This is a genomic window from Algihabitans albus (genome assembly GCF_003572205.1).
GTDB classification, from domain to species: Bacteria; Pseudomonadota; Alphaproteobacteria; order Kiloniellales; family DSM-21159; genus Algihabitans; species Algihabitans albus.
This window is the reverse complement of the sequence record NZ_QXNY01000003.1, coordinates 675,792-690,642: the sequence shown is the minus strand read 5'-3', so window position 1 is coordinate 690,642 and position 14,851 is coordinate 675,792. Positions and strand designations below refer to the sequence as shown.

The following is a 14,851-nucleotide window of genomic DNA, read 5'->3' as shown; positions in this document are numbered from 1 at the left end:
TCGTTAAGTCTTGGTCTTGCCGCCGAGCTGACCCAGGGCACGTTTCAGCGCCTGGGCGAGCAAGCCGTCGCGCTTCGGGTTGCTCTCTGGTGCGGCCACCTGCTCCGGCTTTTCGAGTTGCGGTTCTGCCTGCTTCGTCGGCTGCTTCAGCTCCGTCGTCTCGGCCTTCGGCCTCTGCTTGGTAAGCTCGGCCTTCGGCCTCTGCTTGGTAAGCTCGGCCTTCGGCTCCGGCTTGATGACCTCAGCCTTCGGCTTCTGTGGGCCCACCTCTTGGTTCACCCGGCTCATGAAGGGGCCGTCCTCGCCGGCGACCAGCAACTCGGCATGCCGCACGAGCGCCTCTAGCAAAGGTTCCAGCCAGTCGCCGTCGGTTTTGGGAAAGTCGCTGAGGACCCAGCCGTGAACCGCCTCCTTGCGTCCGGGATGGCCGATCCCCAGGCGCACGCGCTTGAAGTCGGGCCCGATGTGCTGGGTGATCGAGCGCAAGCCGTTGTGGCCCGCCGCGCCGCCGCCCAGCTTCACCCGCACCTTGCCCGGCGCGAGGTCCAGTTCGTCGTGCAGAACCGTCACGGCGGCCGGTGTCAGCTTGTAGAAGCGCAGGGCTTCGCCCACGGCCCGACCGGACTCGTTCATGTAGGTGAGAGGCTTGAGCGCCAGCACCTTCTCGCCGCCCAGCCGGCCCTCGGCAACTTCACCTTGGAAGCCTTTGCGCCAGCCGGAAAAGCCATGGCGCCGGACGATCTCGTCCAGCGCCATGAAGCCGATATTGTGGCGATTGCCGGCATAGCGGGGACCGGGATTGCCCAGGCCGACTAGTAGCAGCATGGTGCCTCCTGTCCCCGCGTGCCGTTCCGTCCGTGCGGTCGGAGCGGAGCGAGGGTCCTACTCCTCGGCCTTCGCCTCTTCCGCCTCGCCGCTCTCGCCTCCGCCTTCGGCCTGCTCCTCCGCCGGCTGCTCCTCAACCACGTTGGGAGCGGCGATCGTGGCGATGGTGAAGTCGCGGTCGGTTATGGTCGGCTCGACGCCCTCCGGCAGCGTGACTTCGCTGATATGCAGGGAGTCGTTGATCTCCTTGCCGGTCAGGTCGACCTCGATGGTGTCGGGGATGGTGTCCGCCCGGCAGCTCAGCTCGACCTCGTGGCGCACCACGTTAAGCACACCGCCCTGCTTCAGTCCGGGAGAGGCGTCCTCGTTGACGAAGTTGACGGGCACGGCGACGGCGACGCGAGAGGCGCCGGTGACGCGCAGAAAGTCCGCGTGGACCGGGACGTCGGTGATCGGATCGAGCTGCAGATCACGGGGCAGCACCTTCTCGGTGCCGCCGCCTTCGACCTTGATATCGTAAACCGTGCCGAAGAAGGCGGCACGCGAGGCCTGCTTTCTCAACACCCGATCCTCGATCAGGATCATCGCGGGGGTCTTTTTGCCGCCGTAGATCACGGCCGGTACCATCCCGTCACGCCGGGCGGCTCGGGCGGTCCCCTTTCCGGCCCGGTCGCGCGGCTGAGCCGGCATCGTATGCGCGTCGCTCATCGCTTTGTCTCCTCAGATAGCTTTGCAAGCTGTTCGGCAGGCTCCAGCCCACCGCAGGAATTGCGCCCGGCCTCCAGGGGTGCCTGACGCGGTGAAAGAGGGTGTGTATAAGCGGCTGAGCCGCGATTTCAAGCGAACTTGCGTGCCGGCGGTTCGTCGAACAGGCTCGACACCGAGCGTTCGTCGCTGATTCGGCGCATCGCCTCTCCCAACAGCGGTGCAATGGTGAGCTGTCGGATGTTCTGAGCTACGCGAACGGCCTCCGTCGCCGGAATGCTGTCGGTGGTCACCAATTCGGTCAAGGGCGAAGCCGAAACGCGCGCCACCGCGCCGCCCGAGAGAACGCCATGGGTAACGTAGGCTGAGACCGAACTGGCTCCGGCGTTCATCAAGGCGACCGCCGCATTACAAAGGGTGCCGGCGGAATCGACGATGTCGTCCACCAGAACGCAGGCGCGGCCCTCCACATCGCCGATGATATTCATCACTTCGGAGACGCCGGCGCGCTCGCGCCGCTTGTCGATGATCGCCAGATCTGCGTCCAGGCGACGGGCGATCGCCCGTGCGCGGACCACGCCGCCGACATCCGGCGAGACGATGGTCAGCGCCTGTCCGTCGTACTTGCGCAGGATGTCGTTGGTAAAGACCGGAGCGGCGAACAGGTTGTCGGTCGGAATGTCGAAGAAGCCCTGGATCTGTCCGGCGTGAAGATCGAGGGTCAAAACCCGGTTGGCGCCAGCGGTGGTGATGAGGTTGGCCACCAGCTTGGCCGAAATCGGCGTGCGCGGACCTGATTTCCGGTCCTGCCGTGCATAGCCGTAGTAGGGAATCACCGCCGTCACGCGCCGGGCCGAGCCGCGCCGCAGCGCGTCCAGCGCGACCAGCAGCTCCATCAAGTTGTCGTTCGCCGGGTAAGACGTCGACTGGATGACGAAGACATCCTCGCCGCGCACGTTCTCCTCGATCTCGACGAAGATCTCCATATCGGAGAAGCGCTTCATCGAGGCCTTGGTTAGCGGCAGGTTGAGATACGCGGAAATGGCTTCGGCCAGTGGCCGATTGGAGTTACCGGTTAGAATTCTCATCGGGTCCACGGTCCAGCTGGGCGCTTGCCGCACGGCCGCCACGGCTTCCTGCCCCGACCCGTGCGCGGCGGACAATATCAATCAGTCACGAAGCTGTAAACGAGCTGTGGCTGTTACGGGATACGATTTTCCGAATCTATCGGCTGACCCAAGCGCCGCGCCGGTGCAGAAGCTCAGGGTCGCCCGCCGGCGGCCTGTTCGATCAACTGCAGCAGGCCGTCGGCCGCATAGTCGGCCACTTGACGGGCGATCTGGCCCCAGCGCCCGTCCAACTGACCGGCTGGAATGCGATTGCTCTGGGCGACACGTCCAATTTCCTGGCCGATTTCCTGTTCAGTCTCACTGTCCGTTGCTCCGGCGGCTGCCCCCCGGTCTGCTGGGGCGGCTGCCTCCAACAGGCGCCATGTTATGGTGGCGCGCTCTGCGCCGGGGCCGTCCGGTTGTACCTCGACGCGCCCCGCGATCAGAAGATCCTGCGGCTCCGGGTCGCGCGCGAGCGGTACGTCGCGGTCCTCCAATTCCGCGCGGAGGGCGGTCGGCAGGCTGTCGGCGCCGTCGCCGGGCGCACCGGAAATCGGCAAGACGACCACCCGCGCGCCTGGAAAGCCGGGCAGGGCGACCTGTTCGATCGGGGCAGGCGCCAGCTGACGTGCGAGATCCGCTGCCAGGGCGTCGGCCACGGCGGCCAACAGTTCCCGATCACTTGCCTCCCAAGCGCCTGTGGGAACTCGTTGCTCGCTCAAGGTGCTGACCAGCGGCGTGCCATCCGGCTCGCTGACGTCGGCGATCAGTGCCAACTGCGCCTGACCGCCCATCGGATCGAGCCGCCCGCTGGTGCTGATCACCCGGTTCCCCGGCGCCCCGCTGGTGGTTGCGCGCAAACCTTGGGCTTCGAGCGCGGTGGCGAGCGCCTCTGCGAAGTCTCCGCCGCTCGGCCCCACACCACTGGCCGGCAGGACGTATAGGGTCTGTCGCTCCGCCAGAGCCCTGAGGTCGACGGCCTTGCCCTCCGGCTGGAACGGCCGTGGGAGCTGTCCGCAGGCCGACAGCAGGCCTGTCAGGGCGATTGCGATCAGCAGGCGCAACAGCTGCCCGCACAGGGTGAGTCGCGGCGGCCGCATCGTCAGAGCATCACGCAGGTGGCGAGCATCCCGAGCATGAGGAAAGCGGCGAAGAGGATGATGTGGGGCACGGCGCTTCTGGCCTCGCTGTAGGGAACGCTCTCGTCAGCGTCAAACCGCAGTTTACAGAAAGTCAGTTTACGGAAAGGTCGAGCGACGCCTGCGACAAGGGTTCCGCAGCGGTCTCGCCGATCAGCGAGCTGCGACCCAGCGTCATGGCCAGCCCAGCCTCACTGTCGAAGATAATGATGTGGACGAAAAAGACCATGCCCGGACGCAACATCACCGGGTTGGCGTGATAGAGCATCGGCCAGTCCATCCAGTTCGGCGCGAAGGTGGTGCCCATGGCATAGCCGCAGGCGTTCATTCGAGCTTCCCGGTAACCGGCCTTGTCGAGGGTTTGGGCATGGGCGTCGAAGGCTTCGCCGACCGTGTTGCCCGGCCGCAGCTTCTCCTCGACCGCCAGCAACGCGTCCCGCGCGGCCGCATGCATCTCGCGCTGCTTCTCGGGGCAACGGCCGACCAGCAGCGTTCGCATCATGGCCGCGTGATAGTGCCGGTAGACACCGGCCCATTCCAGCGTGAGCTGATCGTTCGCCTCAATGTGCCGCCGGCCGGTGTGATAGCGGCAGAGCAGGGCCTGTGGACCGGACCCGATGATAAACTCATTGGCCGGATCGTCGCCGCCGCCGCGATAGATCGCCCCCTGCATTTCGGCCAGGATGTCGCCCTCGTAGGCGCCGGGCTCCGTCAGCCGCTCGGCCGCGGAAAGGGCGGCGTCGGCAAGCTCTGCGCCGCGCCGTAGATAAAGGATCTCGGCCGGCGACTTCACCAGGCGCTGGCGGCTGACCAGCAAAGACGTGTCGGTCAGGTCGGCGCAGCCGGCCAGTGCTGTTTCCAGCCGCTTGCCGTTGGCGGCCGTCAGCCCGTAGGCCTCGTATTCAACACCCAGTTTCGCATTTTTCAAGCCACGCTCTTCCAGAAGAGCGCGCAGGGCTTCGGCCGGGTTCGCCTCGGGCAGGTCCACCCAGATGCGGATGTCGGTTATATCGCTGGTCTGCTCTGCTTGACGCAGATCGGGCGCGCGGGTCAGCAAGGTGGTACGGCCATCCGCCTCCAGAACCAGACACTGGAAGAAGACGTAGCCGAAGGTATCGTAGCCGGTCAGGTAGTACATCGACTCCTGCCGGAAGATCAGCAGGCCGTCCAGGCCCTGCTTCGTCATGGTTTGGCAGGCGCGTGCGCGGCGCTCCGCAAACTCCTCCGCGTCGAAGTGCAATGGCATGTTGAGAGACTAGTCCCCGAGATAGATGACGGATAGCAGACGGCCATAGTCAGGCTCGCCGGCCTTGGTGGCACGGCGGTAGCTGAAGAAGCGCTCGGGCTCGCCGCAGGTGTCGCAGGGCAGTACCTGAACGTTGCCGACCTCGGCCAGCTTGAGGCGGCGGGCGACATAGCCTCTCAGGTCGAAGTGCAGCTTGTCCGAAGCCCTGGCCGAGGGGCTGAAGAACTTGGCGTTGTCGGCGTCCTGGTCCAGGAAGGGCTTGGGAAAGGATTCCCCGACCTCATAGGAGCGTTGGGCGATACAGGGTCCGATGCCGGCGACGATGCGCCCGGCTTCGGCGCCCAGGCGCAGCATGGCAGCGACGGTGGCTTCGAGCACGCCGCCCACGGCCCCCTTCCAACCGGCATGGCAGGCACCGACCACTCCGGCCTCCGCATCGGCCAGCAGAACCGGGGCGCAGTCCGCCGCCAGCACGCCGAGCGCGACACCAGGGCGTTTCGTCACCATACCGTCGGCTCTGGGGCCTTGGCCGATTTCCCAAGACTCGGTGACTTCGACCACCTCGGCCGAGTGGACTTGATGCAGCGTTGCCAGCGCGTCGCCAGGCAAATCGAGGTGTGCCAACGCCCGCCGCCGGTTTTCGCGCACGGCGGCCGGATCGTCGTCCGAGCCGGGGCCGCAGTTGAGCGAGGCGTAGAGCCCCTGCGACACGCCACCCTCGCGAGAGAAGAAGGCGTGGCGAACTCCCGGCAACTCGTTGATCGGTCCGATGGTCAACATGGCCGCAGTCTAGACCGGATCGCGAGTCCAGCCCATAGGGTCGCACTCGCACTTGCGCTCCGGGAGCGACAGGACGGTCGCGATCGAGGGACTGTTTGCGGAAGATTGTGTGAGTGCCTGTGCTGGGCGGAAGAAGAAAACCCCGCCGCGACTGGCGCGGCGGGGTCGGGAATATCCCGTGAAGTGTCAGGAGAGATCGATGCCCACGGTCAAGGACGAAACCGGCGCATGCCGGGTAGGGCCTGTCGCGTGAAGCAACGCAAATCTAGGAGGTTAGATTTGATATTGCAACTCATTATCATTTGCAAAAGCGGAATTATCCAATCCTAACCTCGTCAGCGGTTTTGCTGCATTGCAACAGAGCGGTTGACTCGAGCGCGGTTGCGGAGGCTTGATTTCATCTGTTTGAAACAGAATTTTACACAGACGAACTAGAAATTCCGACCGGATCGAAGCCGTCACGAGAAACAGCCGATAGGCCGGTCGAGGTGGAGGAGCCGAACCTTGGCGGAGATCGCTGCCATCTGGCGCTACCCTGTGAAGGGCCTTGCGGGCGAGCGTCTGCCCTCCGTGTCGCTGACGGCCGGCCGGTTGCTTCCGCATGATCGGCGCTTTGCACTTGCGCACGGTTCGACTCGCTTCGACCCCGGTGCTCCGGAGTATCTGAAGCCCAGTAACTTCTTCCAGCTCAAGCGCGACGAGAAGCTGGCGCAACTCGGCCTGACCTTCGAGGCGGAGAGTGGACACCTGACGCTGACCCGCAAGGGCAAACCAGTGGTCCGCGGCAAGGCGGACGATCAGACCGGTCGGCTGGTGCTGGCGCAGTTCTTCGCCACATTTCTGGGCGAGAGCGGGCGCGGTGTGCCCAAACTGGTGGCCGCCGAGGGCCATGCCTTCACCGACCTGCCGGAGCGGCAGATCTCCCTGCTCAATCTGGCCAGCGTACGCGATCTGGAGCGGGTGGTTCGGGCCGAATTGGACCCACGCCGCTTTCGTGCCAACATCTGGCTGGAAGGTCTGCCGCCCTGGGCCGAGTTCGACTGGGTCGGTCGGACCATCTCCTTCGGGCCGGCCGGTCTGCGCCTAAGGGTCGATGCCCCGATCGAGCGCTGTGCCGCTACCAACGTCGATCCCGACACGGCCGAGCGCGACCTCAACATCCCGCTCAGTTTGCAGCGCGGCTACGGCCACCGCCACATGGGGATCTACTGCGAAGTGCTGGACGACGGCGAGGTCTCGGAGGGGCAAGGCGTCGACGTCCCGGCCGAAGCAAGGGAAGCGCTGCCCTTCTAGCGCCTGTTGTGATCGTATGGACTCGCTTCGCGGTTCCGCCGATCCCAAGAAACGGACTCTCACACTTTGAATCGAGACTGGATTTAACGGAATCGCCGGACCCAATACGTGGGTCCGGCTGATCACTATCCGGTCTAGGGACCGGACGATCGGTCAGAGCCGCTTGGCACAGCCGGCGATTGCATCCAATCTGATTGAGAGGCAAGGGTTTGACGCGGAGTCACCGTGACCGACGGAACCGCGAGCGGTCAGCCACGGTCGCAATTTGCTCGAGCCGCCGGTAGCGGGCGAAAAAGGGGGGCTTCGGTCGGGATGGAACGCGTGCAGGCGCTCTTCGGGATCTTTGTGATCTTTGCCATTGCCTGGCTGCTGAGCGAGAACCGGCGAGCGGCACGGCCGTCGGTGGCGCTGATTGCCATCGGCCTGCAGGTCGCCATCGCCGGTCTGCTGCTCCATGTCCCTTTGGTGAAGTCGGCACTATTGCTGGCCAACGATGCCGTCCTGGCGCTGCAGGCCGCCACCGAGGCCGGGACGAGCCTAGTTTTCGGCTACCTAGGTGGGGCGGCATTGCCCTTCGATGAGCCCTATCCTGGGGCTGCCTACATCCTCGCCTTCCGTGGTCTGCCGCTGCTCATTCTGGTCAGCGCCTTGGCGGCACTGCTGCTTTATTGGGGATTGCTGCAGCGGATCATCCGTGGCTTTGCCGCTCTGTTGGAGCGCAGCTTCGGCGTCGGCGGACCGGTCGGTTTCGTCGCCTCGGCCAACGTTTTCTTCGGCATGGTCGAGGCACCATTGTTTGCCCGCGGGTATCTGGAGCGGCTCGACCGCGGCGAACTCTTCATGGTGATGGCCGTGGGCATGGCGACCATCGCGGGCACCATGCTGGCTCTCTACGTGACGATTCTCGGCCCGGTGCTGCCCAATGCGGCCGGACATCTGATTACGGCCTCACTGATCAGCGTTCCGGCGGCGCTGGCCATTGCCACCCTGATGGTGCCGCGCGAGGGCTCACCGACCCAAGCCCGGGTCGAGGTGGTCTCAGAGGCGAGCGGCAGCATGGATGCCATCGTGCGCGGCACTCAAAGCGGTCTGAAGATTTTCCTCAGCGTGCTGGCGATGCTGCTCGTGATGATCGGCCTGGTGCATCTGGTCGATGCCGTTCTGGGTCTGCTGCCCGAGGTGGCCGATACGCCGCTGTCTCTGGGTCGTCTGTTCGGCTGGATCTTCAGCCCCTTGGTCTGGCTGATCGGCATTCCCTGGGAGGAGGCGGCCGAAGCCGGGCGGCTGATGGGCGTAAAGACCGCGCTCAACGAATTGGTTGCCTACCTGGAACTGGCCAAGCTGCCGGAAGAAGCGCTGTCCGAGCGTAGCCGTCTTATCATGACCTATGCGCTGTGCGGTTTTGCCAACTTCGGCAGCCTTGGCATCATGATCGCCGGCCTCGCCACCCTGGCTCCCGAACGCCGAGCGGAGATCGCCGGTCTGGGCCTGAAATCGATCGTTGCGGGAACGCTTGCCACGCTTTCGACCGGCGCCGTGGTGGGCTTGTTCTAAGGTCGGCCTGATGGCGCTCGTACCCCCCACCCCCAAGGAACGGTGTTTGCCGGCGTCATAGTGGCCACGGACGAACCGAACCGTCGTATTCGGCATTGCTGCACAGGTGCCCTTAGCATCGTAGGGCGACCCGACCCGGGTTGCGGCCGCCTCCCGAGCAAAGACGGAGCCAGTTGTAGCCCCTAGACCAGATAGTGATCAGTCGGACCCACGTATTGGGTCCGGCGATTCCGTTAAATCTGGTCTCGATTCAAAGTGGTAGAGTCTGTTTCTTGTGATCGGCGGAACCGCGAAGCGAGTCCATACGATCACAACAGGCTCTACCGTCCCCGGCCGCGCCGGGCCTTCGGACTTTTGCTCTTGGCGTGGGCGTCCGAGCGCATTAGGGCGGCGGCGAAGGAGTCGGGATCGGTCTTCATCGGCTCGCGCCGGCTGCCCGATTTGCCGCGCTTCTTCCGGCCTTCGGCTTTGCGATTGTAGCCCGCGCCTATGTCGCCCGTGCCGTCCCAGACCGCCCGGTGCGGAATCTCTAGATCGGCGTTCTCCAGGCGCATGATCTCGTCGCGCAGGCTTGCGGCTTCCTCGAACTCCAGGTTCGCGGCCGCCTCCTTCATGCGCTTCTCCAGCTCCGCGATGTAGGTCTTCAGGTCCTTGCCGACCAACTCGCCTTCTTCGCCGCCCGTGCCGACGGTGACATGGTCGCGCTCGTAGACCGACTGCAGAATGTCGGAGATCTGCTTCTTGACCGTGGCCGGGGTGATGCCGTGCTCGGCGTTGTAGGCCTGCTGCCGCTCGCGCCGTCGCTCTGTCTCCCCGAGCGCCGCCTTCAGGCTGTCGGTCATCTTGTCGGCGTAGAGGATGACCCGGCCGTCGACGTTGCGTGCCGCGCGCCCGATGGTTTGGATCAGCGAGGTTGCGGAGCGCAGATAACCTTCCTTGTCGGCGTCGAGGATCGTGACCAGCCCGCACTCGGGAATGTCCAGGCCTTCGCGCAGCAGGTTGATGCCGACCAGCACGTCGAACACGCCGAGGCGCAGGTCGCGGATGATCTCGATGCGCTCCAAGGTGTCCACGTCCGAGTGGATGTAGCGTACCTTCAAGCCGGACTCATGAAGATACTCGGTCAACTGCTCCGCCATGCGCTTGGTCAGGGTGGTGACCAGCACGCGCATGTTGCGGGCGACGGTGTCGCGGCACTCGGCGATCAGATCGTCGACCTGGTTTTCGGTCGGGCGAATCAGACAGACCGGATCGATCAGTCCGGTCGGACGGATCACCTGCTCGACGAAGACGCCGCCCGTTCGCTCCAGCTCCCAGCGCCCTGGTGTGGCCGAGACATAGACGGAGGGCGGGCGCATGGCGTCCCATTCCTCGAACTTCAGGGGGCGGTTGTCGATGCAGGACGGCAAGCGGAATCCATACTCCGACAGAGTCGACTTGCGCGCGAAGTCGCCCCTGTACATGCCGTTGAGCTGACCGACGGTGACGTGGCTCTCGTCGACGAATAGCAGGGCGTCGTCGGGCAGGTATTCGAAGAGTGTCGGCGGCGGTTCGCCCGGATTGCGGCCCGAGAGATAGCGCGAGTAGTTCTCGATGCCGGCACAGGAGCCGGTGGCCTCCATCATCTCCAGATCGAAGGTGGTGCGCTGCTGCAGCCGCTCGGCCTCCAGCAGCTTGCCGGCTGCGACGAACTCGTCCAGCCGGATCTTCAGGTCCTGCTTGATCTGCTGGATCGCCTGGACCAGCGTCGGCCGCGGCGTGACGTAGTGGCTGTTGGCGTAGACCTTGACCGCCTCCAGCGTCTCGGTCTTCTCGCCGGTCAGAGGATCGAACTCGTGGATCGCTTCGACCTCGTCGCCGAACAGGCTGAGGCGCCAGGCGCGGTCCTCGTAGTGGGCCGGGAAGATCTCGACGGAGTCGCCGCGCACGCGGAAGGTGCCACGGTGGAAGTTACCGTCGTTGCGTTTGTATTGCAGTTCGGTCAGGTCGCGCAGCAGTTGCTTGCGGTCCAGGGTCTCGCCGCTGCGCAGAATGCGTGTCATGCGCGCGTAGGTCTCGGGCGCGCCGATGCCGTAGATGCAGGAGACCGAGGCCACGATTACCACGTCGCGCCGTTCGAACAGCGCGCGCGTGGCGGAGTGGCGCATCCGGTCGATCTGCTCGTTGATCGAGGACTCCTTCTCCACATAGGTGTCGCTGCGCGGGACGTAGGCCTCGGGCTGGTAGTAGTCGTAGTAGGAGACGAAGTACTCCACCGCGTTCTCGGGAAAGAACGAGGTCATCTCTGCATAAAGCTGCGCGGCCAGGGTCTTGTTCGGCGCCAGGATCAAGGTCGGGCGCTGCAACGCCTGGATCACATGGGCCATGGTGAAGGTCTTGCCGGAGCCTGTAACCCCCAGCAGCACCTGGTCGCGCTCGCCCTGTTGCAGTGCTTGCGTCAGCTCCATGATCGCCTGGGGCTGATCGCCGGCCGGCTGAAAGTCGGAGGCGACGTCGAGCGGCGGAGACTCGCTGGAGAGCTGCTCGCGCGCTACAGCCAACTCGCTCAGGAACTCTTGGTAGGCGTTCTCGGGCATGACACTAATGTAGAGCGTTCCCCCCCGGGCTGGCGAGGGGAGGGGTGCGTTTTTTCCCGGTCCTGCGGGCCGGAAGCGCGCATCAGCGAAACAGCATGACGGGAACCTTGCAGAGGCGGAGCATCTCCGTGGTGGTCGAGCCGATGATCAGGCTCCGCATGCGGGAGTGGCCATAGGCGCCCATCACCAGAAGATCGATCCCGTCCGATTCGACCGCCTGTGAGATCACCGTCTCCGGCTGTCCGCTTACGATGTCGGCCTCGACGGCATAGCCGCCGCCTTTCAGGAGAGCCTGTGCATCGGTGAGTCCTTTGCGGGTCTCCGCCGTCTCGGGGCCGACCGCCAGCAGCCGGCCTTGCAGACCGGCGAACAGGGGGCTGCGGGCGACGTAGTCGACCGCCTTCATGCTGCTGGCGCCGCCATCGTAGGCGATCAGGAAGCGCTCGATCGGTCGAAAGGCGCGGGAGGCGACGAAGACCGGCTTGTGGCAGGTGCGAACGATGCGTTCCAGGTTGGAGCCGAGATGCAGCTTGGCGAAGTCCGCCGCCTCGCCACGCTTGCCGATCATCACCAGGTCGGCCTCGCTCTCGCTCTCGGCCACCGTCTCGACGATATCGCCCAGCTTGAGGCGTGCCTGCACCTGGGTAACACCCGCATCCTCGAGAATTGCGCGGGCATCTTCGAGAATCGCCTGACCGCGCTTGCGCGCCAGCTTGGCCGTCTGTTCGTCGAGCTCGCTCAACTCCTGCAGGAGCGCGGAGCGCGCGCCCAGCGCGATGTTGCCGCTCAGATCGATCCGCGTCGCGGCCGTTTCCCGGCGTCCCAGGACATGCAGCAGCTCCACCGCCGCATCCGTGCGCTTGGCGATCCAGGCCGCATGATCGCAGAGGCTGCGCGCGTAGATCGAGGCGTCGACGAGGGCGATCAGCTTGGTGTCGGGCAGCTTGGTCATGGGCGGTCTCCTCAATGCCCCATCAGCCGGTCGAAGGCGTCGGGCTTGTCGTGGATCGCCAGCTTGTCCACGATCGTCTCACTGGCTCTATTGATCCCGACGATTTCCACCTCCGTCCCCTCGCGTCGAAACTTCACGACGATCATATCGAGTGCGGCCACGCTGGAAATATCCCAGATGTGCGCTCGGCTGACGTCGATGATCACTCTATCCAGCGCTTCGCGAAGATCGAAGGCGTTGCTGAAGGCTTCGGCCGAGGCGAAGAAGACCTGCCCCTCGACCAGGTAGGTCCGGACCTTGCCGTCGTCTGAGAGGGTCGAGGTGACCCGGAAGAGCTGCGAGATCTTCCAGGCGAAGAAGATGCCCGACAGCAGCACGCCGACGAGCACGCCAATCGCGAGATTGTGCGTCACGACCACGCAGACGACGGTCGAGAGCATCACGATCGAGGAGCTGCGGGGATGGTCGCGCAGGTTGCGGACGGACGACCAGCTGAAGGTACCGATCGAGACCATGATCATGATGGCGACCAGTGCGGCCATCGGGATCTGCTTCACCCAGTCACCCAGCACAACGATCATGAACAGCAGGAAGATCCCTGCGCAGAAGGTGGACAGCCGGCCGCGCCCGCCCGACTTCACGTTGATGATCGACTGACCGATCATCGCGCAGCCGGCCATGCCGCCGATGAAGCCGGTCGCGGTATTGGCCAGGCCCTGGCCGACGCACTCGCGGTTGCGGTCGCTCGGCGTGTCGGTCAGGTCGTCGACGATGGTTGCGGTCATCAGCGATTCCAGCAGTCCGACGGCGGCGACGGCGGCCGAGTAGGGCAGGATGATCAGCAGCGTCTCCAGCGTCAGCGGGATGTCGGGCAGCAGGAAGACCGGCAGGGTCGAGGGCAGCTCGCCCATGTCGCCCACGGTGCGCAAGTCGAGATCCAACAGGAGGGCGGCCGAGGTGAGCACGACGATACAGATGAGCGGCGAGGGGACCGACTTGGTCAGCCGGGGGAAGAGATAGATGATGGCCAGACCGGCGGCGACCATCGCGTAGGTCAGCCAAGGGACGCCGATCAATTCAGGGAGCTGCGCCATGAAGATCAGGATCGCCAGCGCGTTGACGAAGCCGGTGATGACGGAGCGCGAGACGAAACGCATGACGGCGCCCAGACGCAGCAGTCCGGCGGCGATCTGCAGCAGGCCGGCCAGGACCGTCGCAGCCAGCAGGTATTGCAGGCCGTGCTCCTTGACCAGTGTCACCATCAGCACGGCGGTCGCAGCCGTTGCGGCGGAAATCATGCCAGGCCGGCCGCCGGTGATGGCCACGATCACGGCGATCGAGAAGGAGGCATAGAGGCCGATCTTGGGGTCGACGCCGGCGATGATTGAGAAGGCGATGGCCTCCGGGATCAGCGCGAGCGCGACCACGAGGCCGGCGAGGACATCGCCGCGGATATTGCCGACCCACTGGTCGCGATAAGCAAGAAGCGAATTCATGATCTATCCCGGGTCAGTCGAGTGACGGCGTTGGCCGGACGGTTCGCCGGATGAAAGGCACGGATCGAGTGTCTGATCACCGCCCGCAAGGTTTGGCCTCGCAGTCGTGATGACGCAGTCGCAATGAAAGGGCATTGGATTTCTGTAATTGGATCTTGATAAGGGAGCTTATGCTGCGGCGCAACATGGAATTCGCCACGTGACCTTTGGCGTGGCCGGATTGGACGGTCGAACCGGTCGGCCCGGCGCAGGCCTGGCTTGGCGACTCCGAGGCCTCATGGCCAGAGTACGGCGGAGTGCCATGTCTCGGAGTGTTGGATCGAATGATCGTCGTCTACGGGCTCAAGAACTGCGATAGCTGCCGCAAGGCGCGGAGTTGGCTGACCGAGAGAGATCTCGTCCATCGCTTTCACGATCTGCGGGCCGACGGATTGCCGCCGTCGCGGCTCGAGGCTTGGCTGGCTGCGCTTGGTTGGGAAACCGTCTTGAACCGCCGTGGCACCACTTGGCGGCAGTTGCCGGAGGAGGTGCGGTCCAGCGTCACCGGCGAAACCGCTGCCGGGTTGCTGGCCGATCACCCGGCCCTGATCAAGCGCCCCGTCTTCGAACTGTCTGATGGCCGCGTGCTGATCGGCTTCACCGGGGCCCAGCAGACAGCTTTGGCGGAAGCTCCGCCCGATTGATTTTACCAAGCGCTCGATCCTGACAAGCAGGTCGGCCGCGTCAATCGGGGAGTTGCGGTGCGCCGGCCTCGTTCAGCGGTGCGTGCGGGTTCCAGGCCACTTCCCACAGATGCCCGTCAAGATCGCGAAAGTAACCTGAGTAACCGCCCCAGAAGGCCTCGGCTGCCGGTTTGACGACCTCGGCACCGGCCGCCTTCGCCTCGGCCAGCACGTCGTCCACGGCCTCGCGACTGCGGGTGTTGTGCGCCAAGGTTATGCCGCTGAAGGCCTGCTTCGGGTCGGGCGCCTTGGCGTGCAGACCTACATCCTCGGCCAGCTTGTCCCAGGGGTAGAGCGCCATCGCCAGACAACCGCAGCGAAAGAAGCGGATACCCTCGAATTGCCTGGCCACCCGTTGCCAGCCGAGCGCTTCGTAGAAAGCACTACTCCGCTGCAGGTCCGTCACGCCGAGGGTAACGATGGTGATACGCGGTTCCATGAGCTTCTCTTCGCA

General features: G+C 64.8%; 13 protein-coding genes. 3 read left to right on the top strand and 10 right to left on the bottom strand.

Features of this window, described 5'->3' with window-relative positions:
• Positions 1-3: 3 nt before the first annotated feature.
• The 6 genes from pth to pgeF all read right to left on the bottom strand — a co-directional run bounded on the left by pth (position 4) and on the right by pgeF (position 5,804).
• Positions 4-825 (bottom strand): aminoacyl-tRNA hydrolase, encoded by an 822-nt coding sequence (gene pth, locus DBZ32_RS09810; protein WP_119166937.1) that lies wholly within the window; start codon positions 823-825, stop codon positions 4-6.
• Between the two features lie 57 nt (positions 826-882).
• Entirely contained in the window at positions 883-1,533 is a 651-nt protein-coding gene (locus DBZ32_RS09805; RefSeq protein WP_119166936.1) for a 50S ribosomal protein L25/general stress protein Ctc, read from the bottom strand.
• A gap of 128 nt (positions 1,534-1,661) precedes the next feature.
• Positions 1,662-2,618, bottom strand: coding sequence for a ribose-phosphate pyrophosphokinase (locus tag DBZ32_RS09800; protein WP_119167037.1), 957 nt, complete (start codon positions 2,616-2,618; stop codon positions 1,662-1,664).
• Positions 2,619-2,791: 173 nt separating this feature from the next.
• On the bottom strand, positions 2,792-3,739 hold the full coding sequence (locus DBZ32_RS09795; protein ID WP_119166935.1) for a hypothetical protein: 948 nt from the start codon (positions 3,737-3,739) through the stop codon (positions 2,792-2,794).
• Positions 3,740-3,872: 133 nt separating this feature from the next.
• Positions 3,873-5,024 carry a M24 family metallopeptidase gene (locus DBZ32_RS09790; RefSeq protein WP_119166934.1) on the bottom strand — a complete coding sequence of 384 codons (1,152 nt, stop codon included), beginning with the start codon at positions 5,022-5,024 and terminating at the stop codon, positions 3,873-3,875.
• A gap of 9 nt (positions 5,025-5,033) precedes the next feature.
• On the bottom strand, positions 5,034-5,804 hold the full coding sequence (gene pgeF, locus DBZ32_RS09785; RefSeq protein WP_119166933.1) for a peptidoglycan editing factor PgeF: 771 nt from the start codon (positions 5,802-5,804) through the stop codon (positions 5,034-5,036).
• A gap of 504 nt (positions 5,805-6,308) precedes the next feature.
• Here pgeF and DBZ32_RS09780 point away from each other — a divergent pair.
• Together DBZ32_RS09780 and DBZ32_RS09775 are read left to right on the top strand one after the other, a co-directional pair.
• A complete protein-coding gene (locus tag DBZ32_RS09780; protein ID WP_235830121.1) occupies positions 6,309-7,097 on the top strand; it encodes an MOSC domain-containing protein in 789 nt (262 codons plus the stop codon).
• Positions 7,098-7,409: 312 nt separating this feature from the next.
• Positions 7,410-8,651 carry a NupC/NupG family nucleoside CNT transporter gene (locus DBZ32_RS09775; protein ID WP_119166931.1) on the top strand — a complete coding sequence of 414 codons (1,242 nt, stop codon included), beginning with the start codon at positions 7,410-7,412 and terminating at the stop codon, positions 8,649-8,651.
• A 320-nt stretch (positions 8,652-8,971) separates the two neighbouring features.
• On the opposite strand, the gene uvrB is transcribed toward DBZ32_RS09775, so the two are convergent.
• The 3 genes from uvrB to DBZ32_RS09760 form a co-directional block, all read right to left on the bottom strand.
• Positions 8,972-11,098 carry an excinuclease ABC subunit UvrB gene (uvrB, locus tag DBZ32_RS09770; RefSeq protein WP_456236565.1) on the bottom strand — a complete coding sequence of 709 codons (2,127 nt, stop codon included), beginning with the start codon at positions 11,096-11,098 and terminating at the stop codon, positions 8,972-8,974.
• Positions 11,099-11,309: 211 nt separating this feature from the next.
• A complete protein-coding gene (locus DBZ32_RS09765; RefSeq protein WP_119166929.1) occupies positions 11,310-12,179 on the bottom strand; it encodes a universal stress protein in 870 nt (289 codons plus the stop codon).
• A gap of 11 nt (positions 12,180-12,190) precedes the next feature.
• Complete coding sequence (locus DBZ32_RS09760; protein ID WP_119166928.1) at positions 12,191-13,675, bottom strand: SulP family inorganic anion transporter; 1,485 nt, start codon at positions 13,673-13,675, stop codon at positions 12,191-12,193.
• Between the two features lie 323 nt (positions 13,676-13,998).
• On the opposite strand from DBZ32_RS09760, the gene DBZ32_RS09755 reads away from it, so the two are divergent.
• Positions 13,999-14,358: an ArsC family reductase gene (locus DBZ32_RS09755; RefSeq protein WP_119166927.1), complete on the top strand. Its 360-nt coding sequence runs from the start codon at positions 13,999-14,001 to the stop codon at positions 14,356-14,358.
• Between the two features lie 40 nt (positions 14,359-14,398).
• Here DBZ32_RS09755 and DBZ32_RS09750 read toward each other — a convergent pair whose 3' ends face one another.
• Positions 14,399-14,836: a VOC family protein gene (locus DBZ32_RS09750; protein WP_119166926.1), complete on the bottom strand. Its 438-nt coding sequence runs from the start codon at positions 14,834-14,836 to the stop codon at positions 14,399-14,401.
• Between the last annotated feature and the right edge of the window lie 15 nt (positions 14,837-14,851).

Bases quoted from the DNA above. Each gene is read 5' to 3' on its own strand.
- pth (WP_119166937.1), bottom strand. From the start codon at position 825: ATGCTGCTACTAGTCGGCCTGGGCAATCCCGGTCCCCGCTATGCCGGC.
- DBZ32_RS09805 (WP_119166936.1), bottom strand. From the start codon at position 1,533: ATGAGCGACGCGCATACGATGCCGGCTCAGCCGCGCGACCGGGCCGGA.
- DBZ32_RS09755 (WP_119166927.1), top strand. From the start codon at position 13,999: ATGATCGTCGTCTACGGGCTCAAGAACTGCGATAGCTGCCGCAAGGCG.
- DBZ32_RS09795 (WP_119166935.1), bottom strand. From the start codon at position 3,739: ATGCGGCCGCCGCGACTCACCCTGTGCGGGCAGCTGTTGCGCCTGCTG.
- DBZ32_RS09765 (WP_119166929.1), bottom strand. From the start codon at position 12,179: ATGACCAAGCTGCCCGACACCAAGCTGATCGCCCTCGTCGACGCCTCG.
- DBZ32_RS09750 (WP_119166926.1), bottom strand. From the start codon at position 14,836: ATGGAACCGCGTATCACCATCGTTACCCTCGGCGTGACGGACCTGCAG.
- pgeF (WP_119166933.1), bottom strand. From the start codon at position 5,804: ATGTTGACCATCGGACCGATCAACGAGTTGCCGGGAGTTCGCCACGCC.
- DBZ32_RS09775 (WP_119166931.1), top strand. From the start codon at position 7,410: ATGGAACGCGTGCAGGCGCTCTTCGGGATCTTTGTGATCTTTGCCATT.
- DBZ32_RS09800 (WP_119167037.1), bottom strand. From the start codon at position 2,618: ATGAGAATTCTAACCGGTAACTCCAATCGGCCACTGGCCGAAGCCATT.
- DBZ32_RS09790 (WP_119166934.1), bottom strand. From the start codon at position 5,024: ATGCCATTGCACTTCGACGCGGAGGAGTTTGCGGAGCGCCGCGCACGC.
- DBZ32_RS09760 (WP_119166928.1), bottom strand. From the start codon at position 13,675: ATGAATTCGCTTCTTGCTTATCGCGACCAGTGGGTCGGCAATATCCGC.
- uvrB (WP_456236565.1), bottom strand. From the start codon at position 11,098: ATGGAGCTGACGCAAGCACTGCAACAGGGCGAGCGCGACCAGGTGCTG.